General features: G+C 29.4%; 9 protein-coding genes. 3 read left to right on the plus strand and 6 right to left on the minus strand.

The window, feature by feature from the left end; translation table 11 throughout:
• Positions 1-120: 120 nt before the first annotated feature.
• On the plus strand, positions 121-1,992 hold the full coding sequence (locus ACAN_RS08815) for a methyl-accepting chemotaxis protein (protein ID WP_099333482.1): 1,872 nt from the start codon (positions 121-123) through the stop codon (positions 1,990-1,992).
• A gap of 38 nt (positions 1,993-2,030) precedes the next feature.
• Here the strand turns inward: ACAN_RS08815 and ACAN_RS08820 are convergent, their stop codons facing one another.
• The 6 genes from ACAN_RS08820 to aceE form a co-directional block, all read right to left on the minus strand.
• Positions 2,031-4,154 (minus strand): methyl-accepting chemotaxis protein, encoded by a 2,124-nt coding sequence (locus ACAN_RS08820; RefSeq protein WP_099333483.1) that lies wholly within the window; start codon positions 4,152-4,154, stop codon positions 2,031-2,033.
• A gap of 172 nt (positions 4,155-4,326) precedes the next feature.
• Positions 4,327-6,594, minus strand: coding sequence for a 5-methyltetrahydropteroyltriglutamate--homocysteine S-methyltransferase (metE, locus tag ACAN_RS08825; protein WP_099333484.1), 2,268 nt, complete (start codon positions 6,592-6,594; stop codon positions 4,327-4,329).
• Between the two features lie 62 nt (positions 6,595-6,656).
• The gene (locus tag ACAN_RS08830) at positions 6,657-6,998 is read right to left on the minus strand and encodes a hypothetical protein (protein WP_079577506.1); all 342 of its coding nucleotides are present in this window, start codon (positions 6,996-6,998) and stop codon (positions 6,657-6,659) included.
• Between the two features lie 101 nt (positions 6,999-7,099).
• Positions 7,100-8,530 carry a dihydrolipoyl dehydrogenase gene (lpdA, locus tag ACAN_RS08835; RefSeq protein WP_079577505.1) on the minus strand — a complete coding sequence of 477 codons (1,431 nt, stop codon included), beginning with the start codon at positions 8,528-8,530 and terminating at the stop codon, positions 7,100-7,102.
• A gap of 15 nt (positions 8,531-8,545) precedes the next feature.
• Positions 8,546-10,210 (minus strand): dihydrolipoyllysine-residue acetyltransferase, encoded by a 1,665-nt coding sequence (gene aceF / locus ACAN_RS08840; RefSeq protein ID WP_099333485.1) that lies wholly within the window; start codon positions 10,208-10,210, stop codon positions 8,546-8,548.
• Positions 10,211-10,219: 9 nt separating this feature from the next.
• The gene (gene aceE, locus ACAN_RS08845) at positions 10,220-12,892 is read right to left on the minus strand and encodes a pyruvate dehydrogenase (acetyl-transferring), homodimeric type (protein WP_099333486.1); all 2,673 of its coding nucleotides are present in this window, start codon (positions 12,890-12,892) and stop codon (positions 10,220-10,222) included.
• A 404-nt stretch (positions 12,893-13,296) separates the two neighbouring features.
• Between aceE and ACAN_RS08850 the strand changes: the two genes are divergently transcribed.
• Both ACAN_RS08850 and lipA read left to right on the plus strand, forming a co-directional pair.
• Positions 13,297-14,016: a lipoate--protein ligase family protein gene (locus ACAN_RS08850; protein WP_099333487.1), complete on the plus strand. Its 720-nt coding sequence runs from the start codon at positions 13,297-13,299 to the stop codon at positions 14,014-14,016.
• Positions 14,013-14,894: a lipoyl synthase gene (gene lipA, locus ACAN_RS08855; RefSeq protein ID WP_079577501.1), complete on the plus strand. Its 882-nt coding sequence runs from the start codon at positions 14,013-14,015 to the stop codon at positions 14,892-14,894. Before ACAN_RS08850 ends, lipA begins: the two co-directional genes overlap by 4 nt.
• Positions 14,895-14,906: the final 12 nt, after the last annotated feature.

A 14,906-nucleotide genomic window follows, 5' to 3' on the forward strand; every position in this document is an offset into this window, starting at 1 on the left:
TATCAAATAAAACTTCCAAGTCAAATATAGATTAATTTTTTATATATCTTTTAAGTATAATTCATATACCATAAAGGAAAAAAATTTTCTTTAGAAAATTTTTAAATTATAGGAGAAATTATGTTTAAAGATATTACTATTTCTAAAAAACTATACACAGGATTTGCTTTTATGCTTTTGATTATTATTTTGATTTCTTCAATTGGAATAATAAAAGTTAAATTTATTGATGAAACACTTAATGAAGTAGTTGAAGTAAATTCAGTAAAACAAAGATATGCTATAAACTTCAGAGGTAGTGTTCATGATAGAGCTATTGCAATAAGAGATTTAGTTTTAGCACAAAATAGTCAAGATTTATTATTTAAAAAATCACTTGAAGATATAAAAAGATTAGAGAAATTTTATATAAAATCTGCAAAACCATTAGATAAGATATTTCAAGAAGGACTAAATGTAGATTCTGAAGAAAAAATAATTCTTTCAAAAATAAAAAATATAGAAAAATCTACTCTTCCATTAGTTGATAAAATAATAAAATCAAAACAAGAAGGTGATAATCAAAAAGCAAAAGATATACTTCTTTTTGAAGCAAAAGACAATTTTACAAACTGGCTTAAAGTAATTAATGAGTTTATTGATTATCAAGAAAATAAAAACCAAATCGCAACTCCAAAGGCAAGAGAAGTAGCAAGTAGTTTTTCATATACAATGATTACTATTTTAGTTATTGCTTTATTTTTAGGTATTTTAATTGCATATTTGATTTCAAGTCAATTAATAAAATCAGTTCAAAAAGTACAAAATGGCTTAGAAGATTTCTTTAGCTTTATAAATAAACAAAAGCCTAATACAAACTTAATTGATCTTAATTCAAAAGATGAGTTAGGGCAAATGGCAAAAATCATAAATCACAATATTCAAAAAACTGAAAAATCTATAAAACAAGATGAACTTTTTGTAAAAGATATAGCAAGATTTGCTAAAGAGATGGGAGAGGGTAACCTTTGTTCTAAGATTGAAGCAAATACAACTACAGACTCATTGCAAGAGCTAAAAAATATATTAACAAAAATGCAAACAGAATTAGAGATAAATGTTGCAAGAGATATTCCTTTACTTTTAAATGTTCTAAAAAGCTACAAAGAGCATGATTTTACAGTAAGATTTCCAAACGCAAAAGAGAAAGTTTCTATTGCTATAAATGAACTTGGTGATATAATATCAAACTTATTAAAACAGTCATTGCAAGTGGGTAAAACACTAGATAAATCATCAAGTTTACTTATAGAAAATGTAAATGAGTTAAATATTAGTTCAAATGAAGCAGCAGCTTCACTTGAACAAACTTCAGCATCATTAGATGAGATTACACAAAGTGTAAAAAGTAACTCAAACAATGTAGTAAATATGACACAACTATCTTTACAAGTTGATAGCTCAGCAAAAGAGGGTCAAAGCTTAGCAAAAGATACATCTATTTCAATGACACAAATTGAAGAGCAAGTAAGTACAATAAATACAGCAATTTCAGTTATTGATCAAATAGCATTTCAAACTAATATTCTTTCACTTAATGCAGCAGTTGAAGCAGCAACAGCAGGTGAAAGTGGAAAAGGCTTTGCTGTTGTTGCAGCTGAAGTTAGAAACCTTGCAAACAGAAGTGCACAAGCTGCTAAAGAGATAAAAAATATAGTTGAGAATGCAACATTAAAAGCAACTACAGGAAAACAAACAAGTGATAAGATGATTGAGGGATATGAAAAATTATTAGAAAATATTGATAAGACAACTAAAACAATAAAAGATATCGCAACTGCTTCACAAGAGCAAGAAAATAGTATCTCTCAAATCAATGATGCAATTAATCTTTTAGATAAGCAAACTCAAAAAAATGCATCAATCGCAGCACAAACAAAAGAGATAGCAACAAACAATGATAATATTTCAAAAGAGATAGTATTAAATCTTCAAGATAAAAAGTTCAACTAAAAAAATAAAGAAGAGAAACCTCTTCTTTATTCAATAGATTACTCCTTAAATTTTTTCTCATTAACAGCACTTAAAATTTCACTAGCAATTGTAGCTGTATTTACTGCAATATTATGAGTTTCACTAGCAACAGAAGCATTTTTTTGTGTTTGTTGATCAAGTCTAGTAATTACATCATTAATCTGCTCAATACTAATTTTTTGCTCTTTTGAAGCATCAGAAATATCTTTAATGGCTTCTGTAGTTTTATTTATATTCTCATTTAAAGATTTATATCCCTCTATCATTTCAGAAGAGATAGCCTTACCTTCATTTGCTTTTTGCGTTGCATTTTCAACTATTGATTTAATTTGATTAGCTGCTTCTGCACTTCTACTTGCAAGGTTTCTTACTTCACCTGCAACAACTGCAAAACCTTTTCCACTTTCACCTGCTGTTGCTGCTTCAACTGCAGCATTAAGTGAAAGAATATTAGTTTGAAATGCTATTTGATCAATAACTGTAATTGCTTCTGCAATTGATTGTGTTTGTTCATTGATATCATCCATTGATTTAGCAGTTGAGTTTGCTAATTTATTACCTTGATTAATAGAATTAAGTAAATCATTTGAGTGTTCTGACATATCCCCTATTCTATTTGTGTTATTGATAATTGTACTTGTAATCTCTTCAACTGCGGCTGCTGTTTCTTCAAGTGAAACTGCTGTATCATTTGAGGCTTTATTTAGTATATCTACATTATAAAGCAGTGTTTTTGAACTTTTTTCTAGATTTTGACCATTGTCTTTATTCTCTCTTAACATTTCATTTATGATTTCACATAAATTGTTCAATCCTTTAGATACTTTTCCATCAGGATTTTTTATCATATTTACAAAGTTAAGTTTTGAGTACTCTTCTAAAACATTTAAAATTGGATTGATGTCACTATTTACATTTGCGTTAATAGTTTTTATCATTTCATTTAAAATATCTTTTAACTCATTTAAAGATTTATTTGATGTAGATTTTTTTACTAATACATCAAGCTTACCTTTATTGATGTGATTTACAACAGTTTTTACTTCTTCAATAAGTATTTTATCTTCTTCAAAACTTTTTGCAACTTGATTCATCTCTTCATTTAGTGTAGAAGCCATACTTTCAAACTCATCATTACTTTTTATATCTAAAACTTTTATCTCTTTTTCTTCACCTTTTAAGTATTTAAAAAAGAAATTCAAGCCATCTTCTAAGGTTTGTAAAGGAGAAAGTAGCTTAATTAGTGTAAATAACAAAATAGATAAAATAATTGCAAGTAAAATTACATACAAAATAATCTCTTTTATAATACTTGAAATTATCTCATCAAAAATTTCATCTTTGTCTAACTGTATTACAAAATTCCAACCAGTTGATTCAATACTACTATATGCAGCTAATAAATCTCTATTTTTTAAAGTAGCTTCATAAAAAGCAGTTTTTTCACCCTCTTTTTTTATCTGTTTGAAAACTTCACTTTGTTTATTTACTAAATCTTTATTTTTATGAATTAATAATGTACCATCATCATGAACTAAATAACCAAAACCTGTATTTTTTAATTTTATATTTAATACTGATTCAACAATTGTATCTATGAAAATATCAGAACCTATTACACCAAGAACTTCTCCATTTTTGATAAATGGTGTATAAACAGTAACAACTAATTTTTTTGTTGTTACATCAATATATGGTTTAGAAATTCCTGCTTTTTTGTCTTTAACAGCTTGTTTATACCAAGGTCTTGTTCGTGAGTCATAATCATCTTTTTCAATACTTAAAATTGTTCCATCTGATTGTATTAATCTACCATCAGTTTTCATCCCTAAATACACATCATAAAACTTACCAGCTTTTATTGCTAAATTTAATTTATCAATAACTTCTTTATTTTCATGAGAAATATTAGAAGAAGGTAATTCTTGCGCTAATGCATTTACAATATCAACTTTTGCTTGAAAAAAACTCTGAATATATTTTGAACTATCAGAAGCTAATTGCAACTCTCTTTGTTTAATACTATCATATTGTGAATTATACTCACTACTTGCACTATCATATGCCAAAAAAGTAAAAGCAACTATAATACAAATTGATACAATCGCTAATACTTTAGTTTTAAGTCCCCGTCTTCCCATACTCATCCTTTGCCATAACAATTTCACTTTATTATAATATTTTTTATAAAACAAAACAATAAGTTAAAAAATAATTTTTTAAAAGGTTGGAAGCATAGTAAACTTTAGCTACTAATTGATTACAAAGTATAAAATAATCTAAAAAAGAGGATATAAAAATATCCCCTTTTTGTTATTTTTCATCTCTTACTTGTTTTACAGCCTTTACCATATTCTCTAAACTTTGTTTTACCTCTGGCCATTTTCTAGTTTTTAAGCCACAATCTGGATTTATCCATAATTGCTCTTTTGGTAAAACTTCAAGTAAAGCTTTTATTTGCTCAACCATCTCTTCTACACTTGGAACTCTTGGACTATGAATATCATAAACACCAGGACCAACTTCTTGTTTGTATCCTACTTTCTTAAATATTTTCAGTAATTCATTTCCACTTCTTGCTGTTTCAATAGAGATTACATCTGCATCCATAGCTTCAATAGTTTTAATGATATCATTAAACTCACTATAACACATATGAGTATGAATTTGAGTATCTATTTTAGCCTTACTAACACTTAATCTAAAGTTTTCAACTGCCCATTTTTCATACTTACTAATATTTTCATCTCTTAAAGGATAGCCCTCTTTAAATGCAGCCTCATCAACTTGAATCATCTTTATACCAGCATTTTGTAAGTCATCAACCTCTTTTGCAATTGCTAAAGCTATTTGACGTGCAACTTCATTTCTTGGTTTGTCATCTCTTACAAAAGACCAATTTAAAATTGTTACAGGACCTGTTAACATACCTTTTACTATCTTTTTAGTTCTGCTTTGTGCGTATTTAATCCACTCTACTGTCATTGGATTTTCTCTTGTAACATCACCGAAAATCAATGGTGGTTTAACGCATCTACTTCCATAAGATTGAACCCATGCATTTTTAGTAAAAGCAAATCCATCAAGTAACTCTCCAAAATACTCAACCATATCATTTCTTTCTGGTTCACCATGAACTAATACATCAAGTCCTATACTTTCTTGAAAAGCTATACAATCATCAATATACTCTTTTATTTGAAGCTCATACTGCTCTTTTGAAATAAGACTGTTTTTATACTCTCTTCTATTTTTCCTAATTTCTTGTGTTTGAGGAAAAGAGCCAATTGTTGTAGTTGCCAAATCTTCATATTTAAAAAACTCTCTTTGTGCTTTTATTCTATCTTCAAAGGCTTCTTTTCTCTCATTTATTTTTAGTTTTGATAACTCTTCTTGAACTTTTTTATTATGAATTTTTGTAGAATCTTTTCTACTTTCATTATCTTCTTGGTTTCTTTTTAATTGTGATTTATCTTCTAAACTCAACTCTTCATTAAAAAATAGTTTAGAGATAAGTTTTAATTCAAGAAGTTTCTCTTTTGCAAAACTAAGCCAAGATTTTATATCACTATCAAGTGCTGTTTCGTACTCTAAAGTAAAAGGCACATGTAAAAGTGAGCAAGAAGTAGATACTAAAATCTTACTTTTTGAAACTTTTTTAGCTATTTCATCTAAAAGTTCAACTTTTTTTGAAATATCACTTTTCCATACATTTCTTCCATCAACAACACCAGCAATTAAAACTTTATTTGAAGCTTCAATTTCTTCTAAGACTTCAAAGTTTTTACTTCCATATACAAAATCAAGTGCAAGTGCCCAGATTGGACTATTTACTAAAATTTTTGTTGCTTCATTTGAGTGTTCAAAATATGTTGCAACTACTACTTTTATATTTGATGAAACTTTTGCAAGCTTGTCATACACAGGTTTTATTAAAGATAATACCTTTGAATCTAAATCCTTTACAAATAAAGGTTCATCAAACTGAACTATTATCTCTTCATCAAGTAAACTAAGCTCTTCTAAAAGTTTGCAATACTGCTCAACTACACTATTTATATGTAAAAAAGTATCACTATTATCAACTGATTTTGAAAGCCCTAAAAATGTAATAGGTCCTACTAAATTTATCTTTGTTTTTACTGCAAAATCTTTTGCTTCTTTAAACTCAGTAATTACTTTTTTACTATTTAATTTAAACTTTGTATTTTTTGAAATTTCTGGAACGATATAGTGATAATTTGTATTAAACCACTTTGTCATTTCCATTGCAACAGCTTCTTTATTACCCCTTGCCATTGCAAAATATAACTCTTCATCTTCTAAGTTTTCAAATCTTTGTGGAATTGCTCCAAGTAAGATTGTAGTATCAAGCATATTATCATAATATGAAAAATCATTTGATGAGATATACTCAACTTTTGCACTTTTTTGATATGCCCAATGCCTCTTTTTTAACTCATTTGCTACATATTTAACTTCACCAAAGTCAACTTCACCTGACCAAAAACTCTCTAAAACTTTTTTAAGCTCTCTTTTTTCTCCAATTCTTGGAAATCCGATAACATAATTTTTAGACATTACTTTATCCTTATATTTTTATTATTTTATTTTGATATGATTTTTTGTTATATAATTAAAAATTAGATAGTTTGTGGTGGGTGTACGCCAGTTCTTCTAAACGCAAAGAACTTACAATAGTAAGGACATCTTGGAATAAATTTAAAAAGTGCAACAGCTAAACGTGCTTTTTTTCTAAATACACAATCACAATGACAAGGTTTGCTTTTTATAACAAAGCAGTTTATTAGTGTTAATTCTTCATTGCAGACTGATTCATCTTCATTTTCATCAGAAAAACTAAACTTTTCAATATTAAGATATTTTTTAAAAGTTGTAGCCATGCCATGAAGTCTTTGTTCTACTGCATAAGCAAGTATTGATGACAGTGAAAAATAGTTTTTTCCAAAACCAATAGGTTTCATAGCTACTCCTTTTAAAATTTTAGTTCACAATTATAACTTAAAAAAATTAAAATTATAAGTATAAACTATGTTTTTTTAAATATTTTACAAAAAAGAGTAAATTATTTACTCTTTTTTGCTTTTGCATTTGGAAGATCAGTTATACTTCCCTCATAAATCTCTGCTGTTAAACCAACAGATTCATGCAGTGTTGGATGAGCATGTATTGTAAGAGCGATATCTTCTGCATCACAATCCATCTCAAGTGCAAGTCCAATTTCACCTAATAACTCACCAGCATTATCTCCAACAATTGCTCCACCAACTAAAGTATTGTCTTTTTTATCAAAGATAAGCTTTGTAAAAGCATTTTCACTTACATCACTTGCTAATGCTCTACCAGAAGCAGACCAAGGGAAAGTTGAAACTTCATAATCAATTCCAGCCTCTTTTGCCTCTTTTTCAGTCAATCCTGCCCATGCAATTTCTGGGAAAGTATAAGCAATTGAAGGAATCATTTTTGGTTCAAAGAAATGTTTTTTACCAGCAATTACCTCAGCTGCAACATGACCTTCATGAACACCTTTATGTGCAAGCATTGGTTGACCAACAATATCACCAACTGCAAAGATATTATCTACATTTGTTCTTAGTTGTTTATCAACTTCAATAATACCCCAATCATTTACATTAACACCTGCATTTTCAAGTCCTAACATTTTTCCATTTGCAGCTCTTCCAATAGCAACTAAAACAGCATCATATACAATAGGTTCAGCACTAACACCCTCACCTTCCATAGAAACATGAATTCCATCATCTTTTGCTTCTACTTTAGCAACTTTTGTATTTAACATAATATTAAATCTATCTTTGTTTGCTTTTGTATATGCTTTGATTACATCTTTATCAGCAACAGGAACTAACTGATCTTGCATTTCAACAACATCAATAGAAGAACCTAATTTTTGATAAACTGTACCCATTTCAAGTCCAATAATTCCACCACCCATAATAAGTAGTTTTTTTGGAACCTCTTTTAATCTTAAAGCATCAGTTGAATCCCAAATTCTTGGATCTTCATGGGGAATAAATGGTAGTTCAATAGGTCTTGAACCAGCTGCAATAATTGCATTATCAAATTTTACGATTGTCTCTTCATCACCATTTTTAACTGATACACTATTTTTATCAATAAAAGTTGCAGTTCCATTAACAACCGTAACTTTTCTCATTTTAGCCATAGCAGATAAACCATCTGTTAGTTTTTTTACTACACCATCTTTGTATGATCCAACTTTATCTAACTCAATATTTGGTTTTGAAAAATTTACACCATGATGTGAAATCTCTTCTGCTTCTTCAATAACTTTAGCTACATGTAAAAGTGCTTTTGATGGAATACATCCAACATTTAAACAAACTCCACCTAAAGTATTGTGCTTTTCTACTAAAACTACATCAAAACCTAAATCAGCACTTCTAAAAGCAGCAGAGTACCCAGCTGGTCCTGCTCCTATTACTAATACTTGTCCTTTAACTTCTTTACTCATATTTACCTCGATTTATTATAAAAGTAATAATCTAATATCACTTAGTAATTTTGATAGTGTTGTTGTAAATCTAGCGCCATCTGCACCATCAATAACTCTATGGTCATATGATAATGATAATGGAAGCATTAATCTTGGCTCAAATTTCTCACCATCCCATTTTGGTTTCATTTCAGATTTTGATAAACCTAAAATAGCAACTTCTGGTGCATTAATAATTGGAGTAAATGCAGTTCCTCCAATTCCACCAAGACTAGAGATTGTAAAACAAGCACCTTGCATATCTTGTGCTTTTAATTTTCCATCTCTTGCTTTAATAGAAATCTCTTTTAACTCTAAAGATAACTCTTCAATTCCTTTTTTATCAACATCTTTAAGTACAGGAACTACAAGTCCATTTGGTGTATCAACTGCAACTGCTATATTAATATACTTTTTAAGAATAATACTTTGACCATCAGGACTTAATGATGAATTAAAATTAGGATGCAATTCTAGTGCTTTTGCAACAGCTTTTAAAGCAAATACAAGAGGAGAAATCTTAACACCATTCTCTTTTTTAGCTAAAAGTTCATTTTGTGCTTTTCTAAACTCTTCAAGTTCAGAAATATCAGCTTCATCAAACTGTGTAATATGAGGAATTCCAAGCCAGTTTCTATGTAAACTAGGTCCAGATATTTTTTGTATTCTAGTCATTTCAACAGTTTCAATTTCACCAAATTTTGAAAAGTCAACTGGTTTTAATTTTGGTAAATCAAAGCCAAGACCCGAATCAGCATTTCCAGAAGATTGAGATAATGGTTTACTTAATTCTGATTTGATAAATAGTCTTACATCTTCTTTTAAAATTCTATTTTTTCTTCCTGTTCCACTAACTTTTGATAAATCAACACCAAACTCTCTTGCAACTCTTCTAACAGATGGAGAAGCATAAACTTTTCCAGTTGTTTTTACAGGTTCTGCTTGAGTTTGAGATGAACTGTTTTGCTCTTTTGATTCTTCTTTTACTTCTTCAGCTTCTACTTTTGCTGTAGGCTCTTTTGTCTCTTTTTTAGTAGCAGGTTTTGAAGCAACTGCTTTTTCAACTGTTTTTTCAATTTTACCAATAACTGTTCCAGTAGATACTTTATCTCCTGCTTTCACAGTTAATTCTACTATTTTTCCTTTAGCTGGTGCTGGAACATCCATAGTTGCTTTTTCTGTTTCTAAAGTAATAAGTCCATCTTCTTCTTCAACTTCATCACCTGCACTAACAGATATTTCAATTACATCAACTTCACCATCTTCACCTAAATCAGGAACAACTATATCTTCTACAACACTTGAAGTTTCAACACTTTGAGACTCTTCTTGTTCTTCTTCTTTTGGCTCTTCTTCTTTTTGTGTTTCTTCTTGTTTTGGTTCTTCTTTAGCCTCTTCTTTTGGCTGTTCATCTTGTGTACTACCTTCTTTTTTCATAGTACACACTAAATCACCCTCAGAAAGTTTATCTCCAGCTTTTACATTAATTGATTCAATAGTTCCACCAAAATTTGCAGGAATATCCATAGAAGCTTTTTCTGTTTCTACAACAATTATAGCCCCTTCTTCTTCAATTGAATCTCCTGCACTAACACAAACTTCAATTACTTCTACTTCTTCTCCACCAACATCTGGTAGTTTAATTTCTTCTATACTCATTACTTCACCTTATGCTTTTAATGGGTTTACTTTTTCTGTATTGATTTTAAATTTTTTAATTGTATCTAATAATACTGATTTTTCAAGTATTCCTTTTTCTACTAATTGAGAAATAGTAGTAAATACAATAAATCTTGAATCAACTTCAAAGTGAGCTCTTAAATTCTCTCTACTATCAGATCTACCAAATCCATCAGTTCCTAATGCTTTAAAGCTTCCTTTTACATAAGCTCTTACTTGTTCTGAGTATAATTTAATATAATCAGTCGCAGAAACAACGATATTGTCTTCATTATCACCTAAAGTTTTAGTAATAAATGGTACTTTTTTCTCTTCATCTGGGTGTAAAGTATTGTATCTATCAATATCTTGTGCTTCTCTTGCTAATTCATTAAATGAAGTAACTGAGTAAACCTCAGAAGAGATTCCATAATCATCAGATAAAATTTGTGCAGCTTGTCTTACTTGCTCTAAAATAGAACCACAACCAAGTAGTTTTACATTGTAGTTTTCTTTTGCTTTTACATCTTCTAATTTATAAATACCTTTTATAATACCCTCTTCTACACCTTGTGGAAGTTCAGGTTGTTTATAGTTTTCATTTAGTGTTGTTAAGTAATAGAATACATTTTCTTGTTTTTCACCATACATTCTTTCAATACCATTTTGTACTATAACAGCCAATTCATAACCATAAGTTGGGTCATATGAAATACAATTTGGTATAGTATTTGCTAAAATATGTGAGTGTCCATCTTGATGTTGTAATCCCTCACCATTTAATGTAGTTCTACCTGATGTTCCACCAACTAAGAAACCTCTTGCTTGTAAATCTCCCGCTGCCCATGCCATATCACCAATTCTTTGGAATCCAAACATTGAATAATATACATAAAATGGAATCATTGGACAATCATTTACAGAGTATGAAGTAGCTGCAGCAACCCATGAACCCATCGCTCCAAGCTCATTGATACCTTCTTGAAGTACTTGTCCTTTTTTATCTTCTTTGTAGTATGCTACTTGATCTCTATCTTGAGGAACATATTTTTGTCCTTCGTGAGCATAAATACCAATTTGTCTAAACATACCTTCCATACCAAATGTTCTAGCTTCATCTGGAACAATAGGAACAATACTTTTTCCAATTGATTTGTCTTTTACTAGTGAACTTAAAATTCTTACAAGTACCATAGTAGTAGAGACTTCTCTATCACCACTTCCTTTTAATATTGCGTCAAATGCATCAAGTTTTGGAATAGTTAACTTATCACTAAACTCTTTTCTTCTTTGAGGAACATATCCACCAAGAGCTGCTCTTCTTTCTCTTAAGTATTGCATCTCTTCGCTATCTTCAGCTGGTTTATAATAAGGAAGCTCTTTTATCTCTTCATCTGAAATAGGAATATCAAATCTATCTCTAAATTTTCTTAATGTATCAAAATCAATCTTTTTAACACCATGAGCAATATTTTTACCCTCAGCAGCATCACCCATACCATAACCTTTAACAGTTTTTGCTAATATTACAGTTGGTCTTCCTTTTGTTTCGTTTGCTTTTTTATAAGCTGCATATACTTTTACAGGGTCGTGTCCACCTCTGTTTAATCTCCAGATTTCATCATCACCCATATTTGCAACTAAATCTTTTGTTTCTTCATACTTATTAAAGAAATTCTCTCTTGTGTAAGCTCCACCTTTTTGTTTATAGTTTTGATACTCACCATCAACAGTTTCATTCATAAGTTTTACTAATTTACCTGATTTATCTTTTTCTAATAAAGGATCCCAGTATCTTCCCCAAATAACTTTAATAACTTCCCATTTTGCACCTCTAAATTCACCTTCAAGCTCTTGAATGATTTTTCCATTACCTCTTACAGGTCCATCAAGTCTTTGTAAGTTACAATTTATAACAAAAATTAAGTTATCTAATCCCTCACGTCCAGCAAGTCCAATTGCACCTAAAGATTCAGGCTCATCACACTCACCATCACCCATAAAACAATAAACTTTTTGATTACTACAATCTTTAATACCTCTATCAGTTAAGTATTTCAAAAATCTAGCTTGATAAATTGCTTGTATTGGTCCAAGTCCCATAGATACAGTAGGAAATTGCCAATACTCTGGCATTAGTTTTGGATGTGGATATGATGAAAGCCCTTTTCCATCTACTTCTTGTCTAAAGTTATCCATTTGTTCTTCTGAAATTCTACCCTCTACAAAACTTCTAGCATAAATACCAGGAGAAATATGTCCTTGGAAAAATATTAAATCTCCACCATCTTTTTCACTTGGTGCTCTAAAGAAGTGGTTAAATCCAACATCATATAAAGTTGCAGAAGATGCAAAAGATGCAATATGTCCACCTAGTTCTAAGTTCTTTTTTGAAGCTCTTAAAACCATTGTTTGTGCATTCCATCTAATAATTGATCTAATTTTTCTTTCAAGTAATAGATTTGCTGGCATCTTAGGTTCTTGATGCACAGGAATAGTATTTAAATATGCAGTAGTAGCTTTAAAAGGAAGATATCCTCCACTTCTTCTTGCTTTATCAATAAGTTTTTCAAGTAAGTAGTGAGCTCTATCTGTCCCATCTTCTTCGATAATTGTATCAAGTGCCTCTAACCATTCTTTAGTTTCGTTAGGGTCAATATCTTTTAATTGTATATCTGACATATATACTCCTTTTAAATTTTATTTGGGTTCACTAGCAAATAATATTAAAATAATACAATAATTAACTTATTTAATTGTTATTTGTTTAAAGTATTAAAACATTATAAGAAACAAAGGTTACATAACAGTAATATATCAAAAAAATTTTCTTTTTTTTATAATATTAATAAAAAAATTTAAGTATTTAATAAGAATGTAACCATTTTGAATAGTTTCTTTTGTTATAATACTTATAAAATGTTAAATTATGTATTTATTATGTCGCAAAATGCTTATAAATTTAATCATAAATTAAATTTTTTTTCTAATGCCTAAGGCTTAATGCATTTGCCTTCAAGAACAGCTATAATTTTACATAAAAAATTTGATTTTTAAAAGAGAAATTTAAATTTTGAAAGTGAGCCATGAAGAAAAATAAAATTTTTAGATTAATTCTTTCTACTAATGAAAGTGCAAAAATTAACATGGGAATAGATAAAGTCCTAGTAAATTCATTTGAAAATGATAATCTACCAATATTACGTCTTTATACATGGCAAAAATCTTTTACAGTTGGATTATCTCAAAAATGTGAAGATTATCCTACTTATATAAAAGAGTATAAAAACAACTGTGCAAAGAGAATTACAGGTGGTGGAGTACTTTTTCATGGACATGACTTATCATATAGTCTAGTCTTACCAAGTAGTGATTTTCAAGGTTTGAGTGTAAAACAAAGTTATGAGAAAATTTGTCAGTTTTTATTGCTATTTTATAAAAACTTAGGTTTAAATAGCTGTTTTGCAAAAGACTCACCAAATGTTACACTAAGTAAAAGTGAGTTTTGTCAAGTTGGATTTGAAGCTTATGATATTTTGGTAAATGAAACTAAAATAGGTGGAAATGCTCAAAAAAGAACAAAAAGAGTAATTTTCCAACATGGTTCAATACCAATAAAAGGTGTAAATAATGATAAGAAGATTGGTTCAACATTAGAAGATTTTAATATAAATCTTAGCTTTGAAGAAGCCATAGAAAAAGTAATCAAAGCTTTTGAAAAGAGTTTTGAAGCAACATTGAAAGAATCTTCTTTAACAAGTAAAGAGAATGACAAACTAGTAAAACTATTAGAGGAAAATAAATGACAGTAGCAAAAAAAGTAAATTTTAAAAAACCAGATTGGCTTAGAAAAAAACTAGTTCCAACAGCTCAAAAAGAGATGGAAGCACTACTAGGAAAACATGGACTTCATACAATTTGCCAAGAAGCGAAATGTCCAAATATTAGTGAGTGTTATGCTAAAAAGAATGCTACATTTTTAATATTGGGAAATATCTGTACAAGAAGATGTACATACTGTAATGTACACACAGGAAAACCAACAGAAGTTGACTTAGCAGAAGTTGATGGAGTTACAGAATCTGTACTTAAATTAGGACTTAAGTTTGTTGTTATTACAAGTCCAGCAAGAGATGATTTAAAAGATGGTGGAGCACAACAGTTTTATAGAGTTACTAAAAATATTTTAGAAAAATCTCCAGGTACACAAGTTGAGATATTAATACCAGATTTTCAAGCAAAAGAGGACTCTTTAAAAACTGTTGTTGATAGTGGCGCTGTTATAATTGGACACAATGTAGAAACAGTACCCTCACTTTACCGTGTAAGAAAAAATGCTTCTTACAAAAGAAGTTTACAGGTTTTAAAAAGACTAAAAGAGCTAGGTGGAGATAAAATCAAAACAAAAAGTGCTTTGATGGTAGGACTTGGTGAAACAGAAGAAGAGATGGTTCAAGTATTTAAAGATTTACTTGAAGTTGGATGCAAATTTTTAAGTATTGGGCAATATTTAGCTCCATCAGGAGATTATGAAACAGTAAAAGAGTTTGTAAAACCAGAACAGTTCGAAAGATATAAACAAATTGCTTTAGATCTTGGTTTTGATTTTGTACATAGTACTCCATATGCAAGAAGTTCATACTTAGCGCATGAATACTTATCAAACGAAAAAAACACTATATAAAAGAAAGGATAA

The sequence above is a fragment of the Malaciobacter canalis genome (genome assembly GCF_008000835.1).
GTDB classification, from domain to species: domain Bacteria; phylum Campylobacterota; class Campylobacteria; order Campylobacterales; family Arcobacteraceae; genus Malaciobacter; species Malaciobacter canalis.

Bases quoted from the DNA above. Each gene is read 5' to 3' on its own strand.
- ACAN_RS08850 (WP_099333487.1), top strand. From the start codon at position 13,297: ATGAAGAAAAATAAAATTTTTAGATTAATTCTTTCTACTAATGAAAGT.
- lipA (WP_079577501.1), top strand. From the start codon at position 14,013: ATGACAGTAGCAAAAAAAGTAAATTTTAAAAAACCAGATTGGCTTAGA.
- ACAN_RS08815 (WP_099333482.1), top strand. From the start codon at position 121: ATGTTTAAAGATATTACTATTTCTAAAAAACTATACACAGGATTTGCT.
- aceE (WP_099333486.1), bottom strand. From the start codon at position 12,892: ATGTCAGATATACAATTAAAAGATATTGACCCTAACGAAACTAAAGAA.
- lpdA (WP_079577505.1), bottom strand. From the start codon at position 8,530: ATGAGTAAAGAAGTTAAAGGACAAGTATTAGTAATAGGAGCAGGACCA.
- aceF (WP_099333485.1), bottom strand. From the start codon at position 10,210: ATGAGTATAGAAGAAATTAAACTACCAGATGTTGGTGGAGAAGAAGTA.
- ACAN_RS08830 (WP_079577506.1), bottom strand. From the start codon at position 6,998: ATGAAACCTATTGGTTTTGGAAAAAACTATTTTTCACTGTCATCAATA.
- ACAN_RS08820 (WP_099333483.1), bottom strand. From the start codon at position 4,154: ATGGGAAGACGGGGACTTAAAACTAAAGTATTAGCGATTGTATCAATT.
- metE (WP_099333484.1), bottom strand. From the start codon at position 6,594: ATGTCTAAAAATTATGTTATCGGATTTCCAAGAATTGGAGAAAAAAGA.